This window comes from Pseudomonas sp. NFACC25, from assembly GCF_900100935.1.
In the GTDB taxonomy this organism is placed as follows: Bacteria; Pseudomonadota; Gammaproteobacteria; order Pseudomonadales; family Pseudomonadaceae; genus Aquipseudomonas; species Aquipseudomonas marginalis.
Genome location: NZ_FMUC01000005.1, coordinates 352415 through 368852 on the forward strand (window position 1 = coordinate 352415; position 16438 = coordinate 368852).

At 62.0% G+C, this 16438-nt stretch carries 18 protein-coding genes; 10 read left to right on the forward strand and 8 right to left on the reverse strand.

Annotated elements, in window-relative coordinates; all coding sequences use genetic code 11:
- Nucleotides 1–88: 88 nt before the first annotated feature.
- From BLQ09_RS15195 to BLQ09_RS15210, 4 genes are all read right to left on the reverse strand, one after another.
- Nucleotides 89–1537: an LLM class flavin-dependent oxidoreductase gene (locus BLQ09_RS15195; protein WP_092357638.1), complete on the reverse strand. Its 1449-nt coding sequence runs from the start codon at nucleotides 1535–1537 to the stop codon at nucleotides 89–91.
- The gene (locus BLQ09_RS15200; protein ID WP_027606297.1) at nucleotides 1537–1863 is read right to left on the reverse strand and encodes an acyl-CoA dehydrogenase; all 327 of its coding nucleotides are present in this window, start codon (nucleotides 1861–1863) and stop codon (nucleotides 1537–1539) included. The genes BLQ09_RS15195 and BLQ09_RS15200 overlap by 1 nt, the downstream gene beginning before the upstream one ends.
- A gap of 11 nt (nucleotides 1864–1874) precedes the next feature.
- Nucleotides 1875–3071, reverse strand: coding sequence for an SfnB family sulfur acquisition oxidoreductase (locus tag BLQ09_RS15205; protein WP_092357640.1), 1197 nt, complete (start codon nucleotides 3069–3071; stop codon nucleotides 1875–1877).
- A 154-nt stretch (nucleotides 3072–3225) separates the two neighbouring features.
- Nucleotides 3226–3789, reverse strand: a complete 564-nt coding sequence (locus tag BLQ09_RS15210; RefSeq protein WP_027606295.1) for a helix-turn-helix domain-containing protein — start codon at nucleotides 3787–3789, stop codon at nucleotides 3226–3228.
- Between the two features lie 92 nt (nucleotides 3790–3881).
- On the opposite strand from BLQ09_RS15210, the gene BLQ09_RS15215 reads away from it, so the two are divergent.
- From BLQ09_RS15215 to BLQ09_RS15245, 7 genes are all read left to right on the forward strand, one after another.
- A complete protein-coding gene (locus BLQ09_RS15215; RefSeq protein ID WP_027606294.1) occupies nucleotides 3882–4811 on the forward strand; it encodes a DMT family transporter in 930 nt (309 codons plus the stop codon).
- A 124-nt stretch (nucleotides 4812–4935) separates the two neighbouring features.
- Complete coding sequence (locus tag BLQ09_RS15220) at nucleotides 4936–7857, forward strand: monovalent cation/H+ antiporter subunit A (RefSeq protein WP_027606293.1); 2922 nt, start codon at nucleotides 4936–4938, stop codon at nucleotides 7855–7857.
- On the forward strand, nucleotides 7857–8201 hold the full coding sequence (locus BLQ09_RS15225; protein ID WP_003192163.1) for a Na+/H+ antiporter subunit C: 345 nt from the start codon (nucleotides 7857–7859) through the stop codon (nucleotides 8199–8201). The genes BLQ09_RS15220 and BLQ09_RS15225 overlap by 1 nt, the downstream gene beginning before the upstream one ends.
- Complete coding sequence (locus tag BLQ09_RS15230; RefSeq protein ID WP_027606292.1) at nucleotides 8198–9880, forward strand: monovalent cation/H+ antiporter subunit D; 1683 nt, start codon at nucleotides 8198–8200, stop codon at nucleotides 9878–9880. The genes BLQ09_RS15225 and BLQ09_RS15230 overlap by 4 nt, the downstream gene beginning before the upstream one ends.
- A complete protein-coding gene (locus tag BLQ09_RS15235; protein WP_027606291.1) occupies nucleotides 9877–10365 on the forward strand; it encodes a Na+/H+ antiporter subunit E in 489 nt (162 codons plus the stop codon). Before BLQ09_RS15230 ends, BLQ09_RS15235 begins: the two co-directional genes overlap by 4 nt.
- Entirely contained in the window at nucleotides 10362–10640 is a 279-nt protein-coding gene (locus BLQ09_RS15240) for a K+/H+ antiporter subunit F (protein ID WP_005789171.1), read from the forward strand. The genes BLQ09_RS15235 and BLQ09_RS15240 overlap by 4 nt, the downstream gene beginning before the upstream one ends.
- Nucleotides 10637–10975: a Na+/H+ antiporter subunit G gene (locus BLQ09_RS15245; RefSeq protein ID WP_028616866.1), complete on the forward strand. Its 339-nt coding sequence runs from the start codon at nucleotides 10637–10639 to the stop codon at nucleotides 10973–10975. The genes BLQ09_RS15240 and BLQ09_RS15245 overlap by 4 nt, the downstream gene beginning before the upstream one ends.
- A 60-nt stretch (nucleotides 10976–11035) precedes the next feature.
- Here the strand turns inward: BLQ09_RS15245 and BLQ09_RS15250 are convergent, their stop codons facing one another.
- Nucleotides 11036–11494: an HIT family protein gene (locus BLQ09_RS15250; protein WP_065940422.1), complete on the reverse strand. Its 459-nt coding sequence runs from the start codon at nucleotides 11492–11494 to the stop codon at nucleotides 11036–11038.
- A 112-nt stretch (nucleotides 11495–11606) separates the two neighbouring features.
- Here BLQ09_RS15250 and BLQ09_RS15255 point away from each other — a divergent pair, with 112 nt between their 5' ends.
- Complete coding sequence (locus tag BLQ09_RS15255; protein WP_065940100.1) at nucleotides 11607–11936, forward strand: winged helix-turn-helix transcriptional regulator; 330 nt, start codon at nucleotides 11607–11609, stop codon at nucleotides 11934–11936.
- Here BLQ09_RS15255 and BLQ09_RS15260 read toward each other — a convergent pair.
- Both BLQ09_RS15260 and lepB read right to left on the reverse strand, forming a co-directional pair.
- Complete coding sequence (locus tag BLQ09_RS15260; RefSeq protein ID WP_065940101.1) at nucleotides 11933–12715, reverse strand: SDR family oxidoreductase; 783 nt, start codon at nucleotides 12713–12715, stop codon at nucleotides 11933–11935. The genes BLQ09_RS15255 and BLQ09_RS15260 overlap by 4 nt on opposite strands.
- Nucleotides 12716–12931: 216 nt before the next feature.
- Nucleotides 12932–13600, reverse strand: a complete 669-nt coding sequence (gene lepB, locus BLQ09_RS15265) for a signal peptidase I (RefSeq protein WP_065940102.1) — start codon at nucleotides 13598–13600, stop codon at nucleotides 12932–12934.
- Between the two features lie 111 nt (nucleotides 13601–13711).
- On the opposite strand from lepB, the gene BLQ09_RS15270 reads away from it, so the two are divergent.
- Together BLQ09_RS15270 and BLQ09_RS15275 are read left to right on the forward strand one after the other, a co-directional pair.
- A complete protein-coding gene (locus BLQ09_RS15270; RefSeq protein ID WP_092357642.1) occupies nucleotides 13712–14275 on the forward strand; it encodes a dihydrofolate reductase family protein in 564 nt (187 codons plus the stop codon).
- Nucleotides 14276–14377: 102 nt separating this feature from the next.
- On the forward strand, nucleotides 14378–14686 hold the full coding sequence (locus BLQ09_RS15275) for a dihydrofolate reductase (protein WP_092357644.1): 309 nt from the start codon (nucleotides 14378–14380) through the stop codon (nucleotides 14684–14686).
- Between the two features lie 355 nt (nucleotides 14687–15041).
- Here the strand turns inward: BLQ09_RS15275 and cysS are convergent, their stop codons facing one another.
- On the reverse strand, nucleotides 15042–16424 hold the full coding sequence (gene cysS / locus BLQ09_RS15280) for a cysteine--tRNA ligase (protein WP_092357646.1): 1383 nt from the start codon (nucleotides 16422–16424) through the stop codon (nucleotides 15042–15044).
- Between the last annotated feature and the right edge of the window lie 14 nt (nucleotides 16425–16438).

Here is a 16438-nt window from a genome sequence, read left to right on the forward strand (position 1 = left end):
CGTGCGGTGGTCCGCTGGCTTGATTATTTGGATCGACACAGGACAACTGTGGGAGGGGCGGTACTTGCTCCCGATGGCGGTGGATCAGTTAGAACACCTTTGACTGAGCCACCGCTATCGGGGGCAAGTCGAATCGTCGCACCGCCCCTCCCACATTGGTTTTTTGTATCCCAGATAAATTGCGGTAGCCCGCGCCAGGGTGGTTCGCGCCCAACCTTGCACCATCGCCAAACAACTTCTCGCGCAACGTGCCCTGGGCGTATTCGGTCTTGTACACGCCGCGCTTCTGCAACTCCGGTACCAGCCATTCGACGGCGTCGACAAAGGTTTCATGGGTCAGCGCATAGGCGAGGTTGAATCCGTCCACGTCGGTCTCTTCGACCCACTCCTGCAACAGGTCCGCCACGGTCTCCGGGCCGCCGACGAACAGCGGGCCAAAGCCGCCGATACCGACCCAATCGGCCAGTTCGCTGGGGGTCCAGACCTTGTTCGGATCCGCCGTGGAGAAAGCTTCCACCGCCGATTGAATCGCATTGGTGTGCACGTGCTTGAGCGGTTCATCCGGCTTGAACTGGCTGAAATCGATCCCGGTCCAGCCGGAGATCAGCGCCATCGCGCCTTCATAACTGGCGTAGGATTTGTATTCGTCGAATTTGGCCTTGGCCTTGGCGTCGGTCTCGTCGACGATCACGGTCTGCAAGTTGAAAATCAGGATTTTCTTCGGGTCGCGTCCGGCTTCGGCCGCACGGCGGCGGATGTCGGCGACGGTCTTTTTCAGCAGCACCTTGGACGGCGCGGCAACGAACACGCATTCGGCCTGCTCGGCGGCGAACTGCTTGCCACGGCTGGAGGCACCGGCCTGGTACAGCACCGGGGTGCGCTGCGGCGAGGGTTCGCACAGGTGGATGCCGGGCACCTGGAAGTGTTTGCCGACGTGGCGGATCTCGTGGATCTTGCTCGGGTCGCTGAAGATCCGACGTTCACGGTCGCGCAGTACCGCGCCCTCTTCCCAACTGCCTTCCCAGAGTTTGTAGCAGACCTCCAGGTATTCCTCGGCATAGTCGTAGCGGGCGTCGTGTTCGGTCTGGGCTTTCTGGCCAAGGTTCTTGGCGCCGCTTTCCAGGTAGGAGGTGACGATGTTCCAGCCGATGCGGCCCTTGGTCAGGTGGTCGAGGGTCGAGAGACGGCGGGCAAACGGATACGGGTGCTCGAACGACAGCGATGCGGTGAGGCCAAAACCCAGGTGCTCGGTAACCAGCGCCATGGGTGCGATCAGCGACAACGGATCGTTGACCGGCACCTGGGTCGCCTGGCGAATCGCCGCGTCGCCGTTGCCGTTGTACACGTCGTAGATGCCCAGCACGTCGGCGATAAACAGGCCGTCGAACTTGCCGCGCTCAAGGATCTTCGCCAGGTCGGTCCAGTACTCAAGGTCCTTGTACTGCCACGAGCGATCGCGCGGATGCGCCCACAGGCCCGGCGATTGGTGGCCGACACAGTTCATGTCAAAGGCGTTCAAGCGGATTTCACGGGACATCACAGCACTCCGTTGAGGTGGTAGTTGCCGACGACCTGGTATTTCCAGCGCAACGGGTCATCCAGGGTCGGTGGCAGCGCGGTGCGTTGGCCGGTCAGTTCGAATTCGGTGTTGCTGGCAAAGAGCAAGGCTTCGGCGGCGGCGATCTGCGCTTCAGTGACGGCGACCGGGCTTGGATCGGTTTCGGCGCGTTCCAGCAAGGCGGCTGCTACATCCACGCGAATCTGCCAATCGCCGAAGCGGCTGATCACGTAGGGGTCGTCGCTTTTTGCGACGTGGCGACGGGTGCTGTCCAGCAGTTGGCGTGCGAGGGTCAGGGCGGTCATGGGTCAGGTCCTCAGTTCCAGGCATGGCGCGCAGGCTTGACGCCGTTGAGCACGAAATTGCCGATCAGGTGGTATTTCCAGCGGGCCGGGTCGTGCAGGGTGTGGGTCCGCGCGTTGCGCCAGAAGCGGTCGAGGTTGTGCTTGGCGGTGACCGAGCGGGTGCCGGCCAGCTCGAAGAGTTTGCTGCTGGCGAGCAAGGCGGTTTCGGCCGACAGGACCTTGGCCTGGGCGACCACCAGCGAGGCCTGGGCGACGGTGTCTTCATTCGGTTCGGCGAGGGCCCGGTCGACGGCGAGGCCGGCCTTGGCGAGGATCGCTTCGGTGCCGTGCACACGCCACTCCAGGTCGCCGATGGCGGCGATGGTGAACGGGTCCTGCCAACCGTGATCCTGCTGGCTGTCGATCCACGGACGGGCCTGGCGCGCGAAGATTTTTGCCTGTTCAAGGGCGCCGACGGCAATGCCGGTGTCCACAGCTGCCTGGATGATTTGCGAAATCGGCCCATCGGCCGTGGGCTGGTCAAACGCCAGGTGGGCGGGAATCACCGCGCTCAAGGGCACGCTCACGCCGTCGAGGGTCACGCCGCCGCTGGCGGTGGTGCGCTGGCCGAAACCGTCCCAGTTGTCGATCACGGTCAGGCCTGGCGCATCGCGCTCGACGAGGCCGATGAACGCCTGGCCCTTTTCGTTATTACCCACGGTGGGCACGATATGGGCGAACAGCGCGCCGGTGCAGTAGAACTTTTCGCCGTTGATCTGCGCGGTGTCGCCGTGGAAGCGAATCTGCGTGTCGAAGGTGCCGGCGTTTTTGCTCTTGGCCTCGGAGAAGGCGTTACCAAAGCGATAACCCGCCAGGACTTTGCCAAAGTAGTGGCGTTTTTGTTCCTCGGTGGCGGTTTGCAGCAGGATGTCCACCACGCCCAGGTGGTTCTGCGGGATTTGCCCCAATGACGGGTCGGCGGCGGAGATCAACTTGATCACCTCGGCCACCGTCACATAGGACACCCCGGCGCCGCCATAGGCCTTGGGAACGGTGATGCCCCACAGGCCGCTGGCGGAAAACTCGTCCAGTTCGGCCACCGGCAGGCGCCGCTCACGGTCGCGCGCGCTGGCGTCGACGGCAAAGCGTTCGGCCAGGCGCTTGGCGACCTCGATGGCCTCCGCGTCCGAGCGGATGATATGGGCAGGTTGTTGAGGGTGGGCAGACATGGGCCGACTCCAGGCTCCGAGGGGATACTGGAGTGTTTGCAGGAGTCGTGCCTGAATTTAATCGTCAGTAAAATCAGCCGGTTGCCGCGTAAACAGGCGTACAACCGCAGTTTCAAACCAGCAAAGTGTGCATCCACTGTTGGCTGGCAAACAGTTAGATCACCACATTGCGCACAAAGCGCACGGCGACCTGGCCGTCATTGCGATAGGCATGGGGCTGGTGGCTGGCGAACATGAAGAATTCGCCGGCACCGATGGTATTTTCCTGCTCGCCGACCACCAACGTCAGGCTGCCCTCGAAGACGAACAGTTGCTCGCTCCACCCCTCCAGGTCGGGGTCCGGACAATAGCGATCACCGGGTTCAAGACGCCACTCCCATAACTCGACCTCGCGCCGCGCCGTGGCCTTGGCCAGCAACACCGCCTTGCTGCCGTCGATTTCCCCCGCCCAGGCCAGTTCGTTGATGCGGCTGTGATCGCGCACATCCGGCGCCTGGATCAGGTCGCTGAACGCCACATCCAACGCTTCGGCCACACGGTCGAGGGTGGACAGGCTGACGTTCTTTTCCCCGGCCTCGATGGCCACCAGCATGCGCCGGCTGACCCCGGACTTTTCCGAGAGCGCAGTCTGGCTCAGGTCGGCGGCGTGGCGCAGGCGACGAACGTTCTGGCTGACGTGCTGCAGGACCGAGGCCCGTTGTGGATTTTCTTTGTGCACTATATTGCTCAATGGGTGGGTGTGCGCAGTATACTGCCCAGCGTGCGGCGCATTGTGCGGTCCGTGCCTTTCCCTTGCAAGACCGAGCCGCCATGACCACGCCGAACTCCCCCTCGCGTTTCCACCGTTTCAGTAAAGCCGAGTGCATCCTGGTGTTTATCACCATGATCTGGGGCGGCACGTTTTTGCTGGTGCAGCATGCCATGACTGTCAGCGGACCGATGTTTTTCGTGGGCCTGCGCTTTGCGGCGGCGGCGATTGTGGTCGGGTTCTTTTCCTTGCGTACCCTGCGCGACCTGACGTTGTTCGAGCTGAAGGCAGGCGTGTTCATCGGCGTGGCGATCATGTTCGGCTACGGCCTGCAGACCATTGGCCTGCAGACGATCCTGAGCAGCCAGTCGGCGTTCATTACCGCGCTGTATGTGCCGTTCGTGCCGCTGCTGCAATGGCTTGTGCTGGGCCGGCGCCCGGGGTTGATGCCAAGCATCGGCATCATGCTGGCGTTTGCCGGGTTGATGTTGTTGACCGGTCCCGCCGGGGCTTCGCTGAATTTCAGCCCCGGGGAAATCGCCACCCTGATCGGTGCCGTGGCGATAGCGGCGGAAATCATTTTGATCAGTGCGTTCGCCGGGCAAGTGGACGTACGCCGGGTGACGGTGGTGCAACTGGCGACGGCGTCGCTGCTGTCGTTTTTGATGGTGGTGCCGATGGGCGAGGCACTGCCGGGGTTCTCCTGGCTGCTGCTGTTCAGCGCCGTGGGCCTGGGCCTGACCAGTGCGGTGATCCAGGTCGCCATGAATTGGGCGCAGCAAAGCGTTTCGCCGACACGGGCCACATTGATCTATGCCGGTGAGCCGGTGTGGGCCGGGGTAGTCGGGCGGATCGCCGGCGAGCGATTCCCGCCGATTGCCATGCTGGGGGCGGCGTTGATTGTGGTGGCGGTGATTGTGAGTGAGATCAAAACAAAAGGGCAAAAGGCCATCGAGTTGCAGGATGAGCGGGAACAGGAGCAACAGGGCTAGGGTCCGAAACAATGCCAAACGGGAGTTTTCGACCTACTTTGTAGGATCCTGCCACATGTTGCCGTTTGGTGATCGACAAAGCGGCACGTATGATGCATCCCAAACTCCCGCAGATTAGAAGCCTATGTCCCTGATAGTTCTACTGCTTCTGCCTTTTATCGGCAGCTGTCTGGCGGCCTTGCTGCCGCACAATGCACGTAACACCGAATCCCTGCTGGCTGGCCTTGTGGCCCTGGTCGGAACCGTTCAAGTCGCCCTGCTCTACCCCCAGATCGCCCACGGTGGCGTGATCCGCGAAGAATTCATGTGGTTGCCCAGCCTTGGGCTGAACTTCGTGCTGCGCATGGATGGGTTCGCCTGGTTGTTCTCGATGCTGGTGCTCGGCATCGGCGCGCTGGTGTCGCTGTATGCGCGCTACTACATGTCGCCGGACGATCCGGTGCCGCGTTTCTTCGCGTTTTTCCTGGCCTTCATGGGCGCCATGCTCGGGCTGGTGATTTCCGGCAACCTGATCCAGATCGTGTTCTTCTGGGAACTGACCAGCCTGTTCTCGTTCCTGTTGATCGGCTACTGGCACCATCGCGCCGATGCGCGTCGTGGTGCGTACATGGCCTTGATGGTCACCGGTGCGGGCGGCTTGTGCCTGCTGGCGGGCGTGATGCTGCTGGGACATATCGTCGGCAGCTATGACCTGGACCAGGTGCTGGCCGCCGGCGAGCAGATCCGCGCGCATTCGCTGTACCCGGTGATGCTCGCGCTGGTGCTGATCGGCGCCCTGAGCAAAAGCGCGCAGTTTCCGTTCCATTTCTGGCTGCCCCACGCCATGGCTGCACCGACCCCGGTGTCTGCCTATCTGCACTCGGCGACGATGGTGAAGGCCGGCGTGTTCCTGCTGGCCCGCCTGTGGCCGTCGCTGTCCGGCAGCGAAGAATGGTTCTGGATCGTCGGCGGTGCCGGCGCCCTGACCCTCCTCCTCGGCGCTTACTGCGCCATGTTCCAGAATGATCTCAAAGGCCTTTTAGCCTATTCCACCATCAGCCACCTCGGGCTGATCACCCTGCTGCTGGGCCTCAACAGCCCGCTGGCCGCCGTCGCCGCGGTGTTCCATATCCTCAACCACGCCACCTTCAAGGCCTCGCTGTTCATGGCGGCGGGCATCATCGACCACGAAAGCGGCACGCGGGACATCCGCAAGCTCAGTGGCCTGGTGCGCCTGATCCCGTTTACCGCGACCCTGGCGATGGTGGCCAGCGCATCCATGGCCGGCGTACCGTTGCTCAACGGTTTCCTGTCCAAAGAGATGTTCTTCGCTGAAACCGTGTTTATCTCATCGACCCAATGGGTGGAAATCGCCCTGCCCCTGATCGCGACCATCGCCGGTACGTTCAGCGTGGCCTACGCCCTGCGCTTTACCGTGGATGTGTTCTTCGGCCCGCCCGCCACCGATCTGCCCCACACGCCTCACGAACCCCCGCGCTGGATGCGTGCCCCGGTTGAGCTGCTGGTATTCACCTGCCTGCTGGTGGGCATCTTCCCGGCCCAGGTGGTCGGTTCGATCCTCGCCGCTGCGGCGCTGCCGGTGGTCGGCGGCGTGCTGCCGGAATACAGCCTGGCGATCTGGCATGGCTGGAATGCACCGATGATCATGAGCCTGGTGGCCATGTCCGGTGGCGTGGTGCTCTACCTGCTGCTACGCAAACAACTGAAGCGCGGGCGTTTCAAGTACCCGCCGGTCATCAGCTACTTCAACGGCAAGCGCGGCTTCGAGCGCAGCCTGGTGGTGATGATGCGCGGCGTGCGCAGGATCGAGAAACGCATCAGCACCAAGCGCCTGCAGACCCAATTGTTCCTGTTGGTGATCGTCGCGGTGATCGGCGCCATGATCCCGATGCTCAACAGCGGCCTCAGCTGGGGCGACCGCCCGAAGATCCCGGGCTCCATCGTGTTCGTCACCCTGTGGCTGCTGGCGATTGCCTGTGCCCTGGGCGCCGCCTGGCAAGCCAAGTACCACCGGCTCGCGGCCCTGACCATGGTCAGCGTGTGCGGCCTGATGACCTGCGTCACCTTCGTGTGGTTCTCGGCGCCGGACCTGGCGCTGACCCAGTTGGTGGTGGAAGTGGTCACCACCGTACTGATCCTGCTCGGCCTGCGCTGGCTGCCACGGCGGATCGAAGAAGTCTCGCCACTGCCCAGTTCGCTGCGCAAGGCGCGCATCCGTCGTCTGCGCGACTTCCTGCTCTCCACCGTGGTAGGCGGCGGCATGGCGCTGCTGTCCTATGCGATGCTGACGCGCCAGACGCCCAACGATATTTCCTCGTTCTACTTGAGCCGCGCCCTGCCCGAGGGCGGTGGCAGCAATGTGGTGAACGTGATGCTGGTGGACTTCCGGGGCTTCGATACCCTCGGCGAAATCACCGTGCTCGGCGCCGTGGCGCTGACGGTGTATGCCCTGCTGCGTCGTTTCCGCCCGTCCAAGGAAAGCATGGAGCTGCCGCCACAGCAGCGTCAACTGGCGCCGGACGTGGCCACCGACCTGGTCAACCCGCGCCAGGCCAGCGACACCGCCCTGGGCTTCATGATGGTGCCGGCGGTGCTGGTGCGCCTGCTGCTGCCGATTGCGCTGGTGGTGTCGTTCTACCTGTTCATGCGCGGCCACAACCAACCGGGCGGCGGGTTTGTCGCCGGCCTGGTGATGTCGGTGGCGTTTATCCTGCAGTACATGGTTGCCGGTACCCAGTGGGTCGAGGCGCAGATGAGCCTGCGGCCGATGCGCTGGATGGGCTTCGGCCTGTTCTCGGCGACGCTGACCGGGATCGGCGCGTTGTTTGTCGGCTACCCGTTCCTCACCACCCATACCTGGCATTTCAGCCTGCCGCTGCTGGGCGATATTCATGTTGCCAGCGCGTTGTTCTTCGATGTGGGCGTATACGCCATGGTCGTCGGCTCGACGCTGCTGATGCTCACCGCCCTCGGCCACCAGTCGGTGCGTGCGCATAAACCGAGCAACCAGGCCAAAGTAGTCGCCGCCACCGAAGGAGCCGCCTGATGGAAGAAGTCATCGCAATTGCCATTGGGGTCCTGGCGGCCTCCGGCGTCTGGTTGATCCTGCGGCCACGGACGTTCCAGGTGGTGATGGGCCTGTGCCTGTTGTCGTACGGGGTCAACCTGTTCATTTTCAGCATGGGCAGCCTGTTTATCGGCAAGGAGCCGATCATCAAGGACGGCGTGCCCCAGGACCTGCTCAATTACACCGATCCCCTGCCCCAGGCCCTGGTGCTTACGGCGATCGTGATCAGCTTCGCCATGACCGCGTTGTTCCTGGTGGTGCTGCTGGCGTCACGGGGCCTGACCGGCACTGACCATGTGGACGGCCGGGAGCCCAAGGAATGAATTGGGTCAACCAACTGATCGTCGCCCCCATCCTGCTGCCGTTGCTCACCGCCGCGCTGATGCTGATGCTCGGCGAAAAACGCCGCCCGCTGAAGGCCAGGATCAACCTGTTCTCCAGCGTCATTGGCCTGGGCATCGCGATCCTGCTGTTGTACTGGACGCAAAAAGGCGGCCCCGGCTCGATTGGCGTGTACCTGCCGGGCAACTGGCAGGTGCCGTTCGGCATCGTGCTGGTGGTCGACCAGCTCTCGGCGCTGATGCTGGTGCTCACCGGGATCATCGGCGTGAGCGCGCTGCTGTTCGCCATGGCCCGTTGGGACCGTGCCGGTACCAGTTTCCATGCGCTGTTCCAGATCCAGATGATGGGCCTGTACGGCGCGTTCCTCACGGCGGACCTGTTCAACCTGTTCGTGTTCTTCGAGGTGCTGCTGGCGGCGTCCTACGGCTTGATGCTGCACGGCTCGGGCCGGGCGCGGGTGTCGTCGGGGCTGCATTACATCGCGATCAACCTGCTGGCGTCGTCGCTGTTCCTGATCGGCGCGGCGATGATCTACGGCGTGACCGGCACGCTGAATTTCGCTGACCTGGCACTGAAAATCCCGCTGGTTCCCGAGGCGGATCGCGGCCTGCTGCATGCCGGTGCGGCGATCCTCGCCACCGCATTCCTGGCCAAGGCCGGCATGTGGCCGCTGAACTTCTGGCTGGCCCCCGCCTATTCCTCAGCCAGCGCGCCGGTGGCGGCGATGTTCGCGATCATGACCAAGGTCGGCGTGTACACCGTGCTGCGCCTGTGGACCCTGTTGTTCTCCGGCCAGGCCGGCGCATCGGCGTTGTTTGGCGGCGACTGGCTGGTGTACGGCGGCATGGCCACGATCATCTGCGCGGCGCTGGCGATGGTGGCGGCGCAGCGGCTCGAGCGCATGGCCAGCTTGAGCATCCTGGTCTCGGCCGGGATCCTGCTGTCGGCCGTTGGTTTCGCCCAGCCAAGCCTGACCGCCGGGGCGCTGTTCTATCTGGTGAGTTCCACCCTGGCGTTGAGTGCGCTGTTCCTGCTGGCCGAATTGATCGAGCGTTCGCGCTCGGCCAACGACCTGCCGCTGGATGAAGAGATTGACGCACTGCCCAAGGCCATGGAATCCCTGCATCCGCGTCCTGGCGTGAACCTGGATGACGAGCAGAAAGCCGTGGTCGGCCAGGTGATTCCCTGGACCATGGCCTTCCTCGGCTTGAGCTTTGTCGCCTGCGCCCTGCTGATCATCGGCATGCCGCCGCTGTCCGGGTTTATCGGCAAGCTGAGTTTGTTGAGTGCGCTGGTTAACCCGTTGGGCCTGGGTGTCAGTGTGGATGAACCCATTCGTCCCGCGGCCTGGGGGTTGGTGGCGCTGTTGATCCTCTCGGGCCTTGCCTCGCTGATCGCCTTCGCCCGCCTGGGTATCCAGCGCTTCTGGACCCCGGAAGAGCGCCCGTCGCCCTTGCTGCGCCGCTATGAGTGCGTGCCGATCTTCTTCCTGCTGGGCCTGAGCATCCTGCTGACCTTCAAGGCCGAGCCGCTGATGCGCTACACCCAGGCCACTGCCCAGAGCCTGAACAACCCGGAACACTACGTGATGGCGGTGATGGCCACGCGTCCGGTCCCCAGCCCCGAAGCCAAGACCGCCGCGCTGGAGGTTCAACCATGAAGCGCCTGTTGCCTGCCCCATGGTTGTCCCTCGCGTTGTGGTTGCTGTGGCTGGTGCTGAACCTGTCCGTCAGCCCCGGCAACCTGCTGCTGGGCGCGCTGCTGGGCTTTCTCGCGCCGCTGCTGATGGCGCCGCTGCGCCCGCTGCCGATCCGCATCCGCCGCCCTGGCGTGATCATCCGCCTGTTTTTCCTGGTCGGCCGCGATGTGATCGTCTCCAACCTGCAAGTGGCCTGGGGCGTGCTGATGTGCGGCTCCCGCCCACCGCGTTCGCGCTTCGTCAAAATCCCCCTGGACCTGCGCGACGCCAACGGCCTCGCCGCCCTGTCGATGATCACCACCGTGGTCCCCGGCACCATCTGGTCGGAACTGGCGCTGGACCGTAGCATCCTGCTGCTGCACGTATTCGACCTGGAGGATGAAGTGTCGTTTATCGAGCACTTCAAGACCACCTACGAGCGGCCCCTGATGGAGATCTTCGAATGAGCGCCCTGCTCTCCAATGCGATCCTGTTCAGCCTGTTCCTGTTCTCCCTGGCCATGGTGCTGACCCTGATCCGCCTGTTCAAAGGCCCGTCGGCCCAGGACCGGGTCCTGGCGCTGGACTACCTGTACATCCTGGCGATGCTGATGATGCTGGTGCTGGGTATTCGCTATGCCAGCGACACCTACTTTGAAGCGGCGCTGCTGATTGCGCTGTTCGGCTTCGTGGGCTCGTTTGCCCTGGCCAAATTCCTGCTGCGTGGGGAGGTGATTGAATGATGCCGTTATGGATGGAAATCGTCGTCGCGGTGCTGCTGGTGTTGAGCAGCGTATTTGCGTTGATCGGCGCGATTGGCCTGCTGCGCATGAAAGACTTCTTCCAGCGCATGCACCCGCCGGCGCTGGCCTCGACATTGGGCGCCTGGTGTGTGGCGCTGGCGTCGATTATCTATTTTTCGGTGCTCAAGTCCGGGCCGGTGCTGCACGGGTGGCTGATTCCGATTTTGCTCTCGATCACGGTGCCGGTGACCACGCTGCTATTGGCGCGCACCGCGCTGTTTCGCAAGCGCATGGCGGGCGATGATGTACCCGCCGAAGTCAGCAGCCGCCGCTGACGCTTGAGGCGGACGCAACCCTTTGTAGGAGCCGACTTGCCGACTCCTACAGTTTGGACATCAGGCGAGCGATCGGATATGCGCGGCCAATTGCGCCAGTTCCCCATCATCCGCCCGCACAAAATCGTGGGACGAAATGTAGCCCTCATACGTTTCAAAAAACTTGTCCACCTTTGAACTGATCGGTTTGAACGCACTGTCCGACCCTGTCCCATGCATGGGAAACAACTTCGCATGCAGGTGATCCACGCCGTAGCCTTCCAGCATCATCCCGGTGCGCGCCACATCCGGAAACGCCCGATCAATCTGCAGCGCGGTTTTCTTCGCCGCGACCGCGAGCCCGGCCAACACCTCATCCGACTGCGCAAACGCATAGCTGCCGTAGTGCTGCTTGGGGATTACCACGCTGAAACCCGGTGTGTTGGGAAAGATCGAAAGAAACGCCATATGCTGGTCGTCTTCCCACAGAATGTGCGCTGGGGAGGTCTTTTGAACAATGCTGCAGAAAATACAATCCATTTGAATCACCGCCAGTTTCATCGTGGGTTTGGTCGTGGCGACTATCTAAAGCCAGGATTCGGGCGGCGTCAAAACAAATGGCAAATGACCGAAATGTCCAAGGACGTATGCGATGAGTAAAACCTACACCCCTGCCACCGCTGCCGCCGACGTCGAAACCACCCTCGCCTGGCTTGGCGGGCGGTGGAAGCTGATCATCCTGTTCCATCTGTTCGGCGGCCAGGTGCAACGTTATTCGGACCTTGAGCGGCTGATCCCGGATATCTCGCAGAAGATGCTGGCCCAACAATTGCGCCAGCTCGAAGCCGATGGGCTGGTACAGCGCACGGTCTATCCGGTGGTGCCACCCAAAGTGGAATACCGCATGACCGAGTGGGGCCAGAGCCTGTGCCCGGTGCTGGATGGCCTGCTCAAATGGCAGGCTGCCAAGCCGACGACTTAAACCGTGGGAACGGTACCGCCATCGATCACGTACTCGGTCCCGCTGATCGACGCGGCGCGGGGCGAGACCAGGAAGGCGATCAAGTCAGCCACCTCCTGGGGCTTGGCCGGCCGTCCAAGCGGAATGCCGCCGAGCGCCTGCATGATGATCTGCTTGCCGCCCTCGTAATCCGTCCCCGCCTGCTCCGCCAGACGCTCCGCCAGCGCCACCGCCGCGTCAGTCTCCACCCAGCCTGGAGAAACCCGTACCACCCGAATGCCCTTGGGCGTCACTTCTTTCGACAGGCTCTTGCTATACGTCGCCAACGCCGCCTTTGCAGCGGCATACGCTGTGGTCGACTCCGGCAACGGCAACTCTCGCTGGATCGACGTGACATGAATAATCACCCCTGCCCGACGCTCGATCATCCCCGGCAACAACGCCCGATCCAACCGCACCGCCGCCATCAGGTTCTGGCCCAGCGCACTCGCCCACTGCTCATCGTCCAGTACCGCAAAACCACCACCCGGCGCACTGGAGCCGCCGAGCACATTGACGATGATATCCACCCCACCAAACCGATCCTTCACCGCCTCGGTCACGCTCGCACAACCCGCGGCAGTGCCCAGGTCGGCAGCGATGAAATGCACGCCTTCAAGCGTCGAATCCGCCGCCGAACGCGCGACCGAAATCACTTGCGCGCCTTGTTCATGCAACACCGTCACCACGGCCGCGCCAATACCTTTGGTGCCACCGGTGACCAGTGCACGAAGGCCTTTTAGTCCGAGATCAAAACTCATGAAACCTACTCCTGGGTAAACGAAGACCGCAGGATAAGAACGAGATGGACAGCCCACAAGAACGCACAAAAAGGTGATGGGCTCACCAAAAAGTAAGTGCCTGGATTCAGGGGGCCGCGTCACACGTCGAACGGTAGGAACCGGCTTGCCGGCGATGGCTGCGTGTCGGTCGCTGTGGATGCAACTGACATACAGCAATCGCTGGCAAGCCAGCGCCTACAGGATCGGCGCGCCAAATCTGTTCAGGCGTGGCATCCAATGCTCCAGGATCTGCGCCGATGCCAGCACATGATGCGCCCGCCCGATCAACAGCCGACGTGGCACAAAGCCGATGTATCGCGAGTCATCGCTGTTATCGCGGTTATCCCCCAGCATGAAATAGCTGTCGGCCGGCACCACCACTGGTGCGAAATTGCGCATCGCCCGCACCGTCGGCATGAACTGCACCGTACGCTGGCGGTTGGCGGCCAATTCGTTCAGCTTGATCCCCGGTACCGTATGACCTGGGACAATTGGCTCGCTGATGTCCTGCGCATCACTGTAGGTGGCTGGGGTACCGTTGACCCACAGCACTTCATCGCGCATTTCCAGGGTGTCGCCGGGAACGCCGACAATCCGCTTGATCAGGCGCATGCCATCCTTGGGTGACGAAAACGTCACCACATCGCCGCGCTGGGGGTTATCGAGGTGGGCCAGGGAAATATCCGTGAGCGGGACCTTGAGGTCATACGCTACGCGATTGACCAGCACCACATCGCCTTCCAGCAGGGTTGGGCGCATGGAGCCGGAGGGAATCGGATTCCAGTCGGCCAGGGAGGTACGGAAAACACCGAAGCATATCCAGAAAATGATTGCGTAACGGTAACGGATCAACCAACTTCGCATACATCCTCGCACGGTAGAAAGGGGCATCAGACTGTTTCTCAGACGCCCGGTTGTGGCACCCGAGGATTAAATGAATATTAGCGTCAAAGCGCACTAAAAGGAGTTTTCGCCATGGATATCCACTGTTCCGTTTTTATCGCAACCAGCATCGACGGCTTTATTGCCCGTCCAGACGGTGATATCGAATGGTTGCACCGACCGGAATACGAAACCGCCGAGCTGAACGGCGTGACCTATGAACGCTTCATCGCCACGGTCGATGCACTGGTAATGGGTCGCAAAACCCTGGAGAAAGTCTTGTCCTTTCCGGATTGGCCCTACGAGGGCACTCCCGTCATTGCACTCTCCCATCAGCCTCTGCAGATCCCTGCGCATCTGGAGGGCAAGGTCGAGGTCATGGCAGCAGACGTCACCTCACTCGTGGCAACGTTAGCCGAACGCGGTATGAAGCACCTCTATATCGACGGTGGCCAGACGATCCAGGCGTTTCTTGACGCGGGCCTGGTCAATGAGCTGATCATTACGCGTATCCCGGTTTTGCTGGGGCAAGGCATTCCACTGTTCAGCCAGGTTGGCAGTGAGCGGAAGCTGCAGCATATTGGCACCTACGTGTCGGACAATGGTTTTGTGCAAAGTCGGTATCAAGTAATGTCAGGCGCTCACGCCGCGCAATAATGGATTTCTCTGAAGGAACAGACCATGAACCCACCCCCTTGCATTGGTCGCAGGCATAGGCAGCCGTAATCGCTCCATCGGCAAAGCCGGCGGGCTGTTGCGATGGTGCCGGATGATCTGCGCAGATTCGCTGCCAAGACGATTGGCAAACCGGTCATCATGGGCCGAAAAACCTTCGAGTCGGTCATTGCACTCAGCGGTAGGCCATTGGCCGATCGGCCCAACATCGTGCTGTCCAGAAACCCTGACTATGTGCACGAGCACGCTATCGCCTACCAATCCCTGGCAGCGGCACTAGAACGCGCAGCCCTCTACACCCCCGAGGAAATTCATATCGGTGGCGGGCCAGAGCTTTATGACCAAGCGATACACTTTGTGGACAGGCTGTACCTGACCCCTGTTCAACGATGATCACGAGGGTGAAGCCAGGTTTCCGAGTTTTAAGGATGAGTTCGTTGAGGTCTGCCGCCATGGCGTCCGACAGCACGAGGGCCTTGAGTACGAATGGGTGGACTACGTCAGGCGTAGATAACGACGCAATGAAACGGCCGCGCTAAAAACTGTAGGAGCTGGCTTGCCGGCGATGGCGGTGTATCAGCCAGCATGTTCGGTGGAAACCGAAGAATTCGCAAAGTGGACACGGTAAAAAATGTGGGAGCGGGCTTGCTCGCTCCCACAATGGATCGAGTGAGCCGTTAAACCGGCATGCAAAAAAAACGCCCCGAACCAGTCGGGGCGTTTTTTGTTCAGCGTTGACCGATCAAGCCTAATCAGCCAACCGCCACGTCGTCCCGCCCTTCCCGTCCTCCAACACCACACCCATCGCGGTCAGTTGGTCACGGATACGGTCGGACTCCGCCCAGTCCTTGTTGGTACGCGCAGCCAAACGCGCCTGGATCAACGCATCCACCTCAGCCGCATCCACACGCCCTTCGGCGCCGGCTTGCAGGAAGTCGTCGGCCTCCATCTGCAGCACGCCCAGCACACTGGCCAGTTCTTTCAGGCGAGCCGCCAGACCCGCCGCTGCGTCAAGATCGCTCTCGCGCAGGCGGTTGATCTCACGCACCATCTCGAACAGCACGGCGCAGGCTTCCGGTGTGCCGAAGTCGTCGTTCATCACTTCGGTGAAGCGTGCCACGAACGCTTCGCCGCCGGCCGGCGCCACGGATGGCAGGCCTTTCAACGCGTGGTAGAACCGCTCCAGGGCGCCCTTGGCGTCCTTGAGGTTGTCTTCCGAATAGTTGATGGCGCTGCGGTAGTGGCTGGACACCAGCAGGTAACGCACCACTTCCGGGTGGTACTTTTCCAGCACGTCGCGGATGGTAAAGAAGTTGTTCAAGGACTTGGACATCTTCTCGCCATTGATGCGGATCATGCCGCAGTGCATCCAGGCGTTGGCGTAGGTCTTGCCGGTGGCGGCTTCGCTCTGGGCGATTTCGTTTTCGTGGTGCGGGAACTCGAGGTCGCTGCCGCCGCCATGAATGTCGAAGGTCTCGCCCAGGCAGCAGGTGGACATCACCGAGCATTCGATGTGCCAGCCCGGACGCCCGGCGCCCCATGGCGATTCCCAGCTCGGCTCGCCGGGCTTGGTGCCTTTCCACAGCACGAAGTCGAGCGGATCCTGCTTGGCTTCGTCGACTTCGATGCGCGCGCCGATGCGCAGGTCTTCGATTTTCTTGCGCGACAGCTTGCCGTAGCCCATGAACTTGGCGACGCGGTAGTACACGTCACCGTTGCCAGGAGCGTAGGCGTAACCCTTGTCGATCAGGGTCTGGATCATGGCGTGCATGCCGGGGATGTGGTCCGTGGCACGCGGTTCCATGTCCGGCTTGAGGATGTTGAGGCGCGCCTCGTCCTCGTGCATGGCGGCGATCATGCGCTCGGTCAGCGCGTCGAACGACTCGCCGTTCTCGTTGGCGCGGTTGATGATCTTGTCGTCGATGTCGGTGATGTTGCGCACATAGGTCAAGTCATAGCCGCTGAAACGCAACCAGCGGGTCACCAGGTCGAAGGCAACCATGCTGCGGCCGTGACCGATGTGGCAGTAGTCGTACACGGTCATCCCGCACACGTACATGCGCACCTTGTTGCCATCCAGCGGCTTGAAGACTTCTTTGGTCTTGCTGAGTGTGTTGTAGATCGTTAGCACGACAGTTCCTTAAG

Excerpts from the sequence above, each read along its gene's own strand:
- BLQ09_RS15195 (WP_092357638.1), bottom strand. The coding sequence starts at position 1,537 with ATGTCCCGTGAAATCCGCTTGAACGCCTTTGACATGAACTGTGTCGGC.
- BLQ09_RS15200 (WP_027606297.1), bottom strand. The coding sequence starts at position 1,863 with ATGACCGCCCTGACCCTCGCACGCCAACTGCTGGACAGCACCCGTCGC.
- BLQ09_RS15205 (WP_092357640.1), bottom strand. The coding sequence starts at position 3,071 with ATGTCTGCCCACCCTCAACAACCTGCCCATATCATCCGCTCGGACGCG.
- BLQ09_RS15215 (WP_027606294.1), top strand. The coding sequence starts at position 3,882 with ATGACCACGCCGAACTCCCCCTCGCGTTTCCACCGTTTCAGTAAAGCC.
- BLQ09_RS15220 (WP_027606293.1), top strand. The coding sequence starts at position 4,936 with ATGTCCCTGATAGTTCTACTGCTTCTGCCTTTTATCGGCAGCTGTCTG.
- BLQ09_RS15225 (WP_003192163.1), top strand. The coding sequence starts at position 7,857 with ATGGAAGAAGTCATCGCAATTGCCATTGGGGTCCTGGCGGCCTCCGGC.
- BLQ09_RS15230 (WP_027606292.1), top strand. The coding sequence starts at position 8,198 with ATGAATTGGGTCAACCAACTGATCGTCGCCCCCATCCTGCTGCCGTTG.
- BLQ09_RS15235 (WP_027606291.1), top strand. The coding sequence starts at position 9,877 with ATGAAGCGCCTGTTGCCTGCCCCATGGTTGTCCCTCGCGTTGTGGTTG.
- BLQ09_RS15240 (WP_005789171.1), top strand. The coding sequence starts at position 10,362 with ATGAGCGCCCTGCTCTCCAATGCGATCCTGTTCAGCCTGTTCCTGTTC.
- BLQ09_RS15245 (WP_028616866.1), top strand. The coding sequence starts at position 10,637 with ATGATGCCGTTATGGATGGAAATCGTCGTCGCGGTGCTGCTGGTGTTG.
- BLQ09_RS15250 (WP_065940422.1), bottom strand. The coding sequence starts at position 11,494 with ATGGATTGTATTTTCTGCAGCATTGTTCAAAAGACCTCCCCAGCGCAC.
- BLQ09_RS15255 (WP_065940100.1), top strand. The coding sequence starts at position 11,607 with ATGAGTAAAACCTACACCCCTGCCACCGCTGCCGCCGACGTCGAAACC.
- BLQ09_RS15260 (WP_065940101.1), bottom strand. The coding sequence starts at position 12,715 with ATGAGTTTTGATCTCGGACTAAAAGGCCTTCGTGCACTGGTCACCGGT.
- lepB (WP_065940102.1), bottom strand. The coding sequence starts at position 13,600 with ATGCGAAGTTGGTTGATCCGTTACCGTTACGCAATCATTTTCTGGATA.
- BLQ09_RS15270 (WP_092357642.1), top strand. The coding sequence starts at position 13,712 with ATGGATATCCACTGTTCCGTTTTTATCGCAACCAGCATCGACGGCTTT.
- BLQ09_RS15275 (WP_092357644.1), top strand. The coding sequence starts at position 14,378 with ATGGTGCCGGATGATCTGCGCAGATTCGCTGCCAAGACGATTGGCAAA.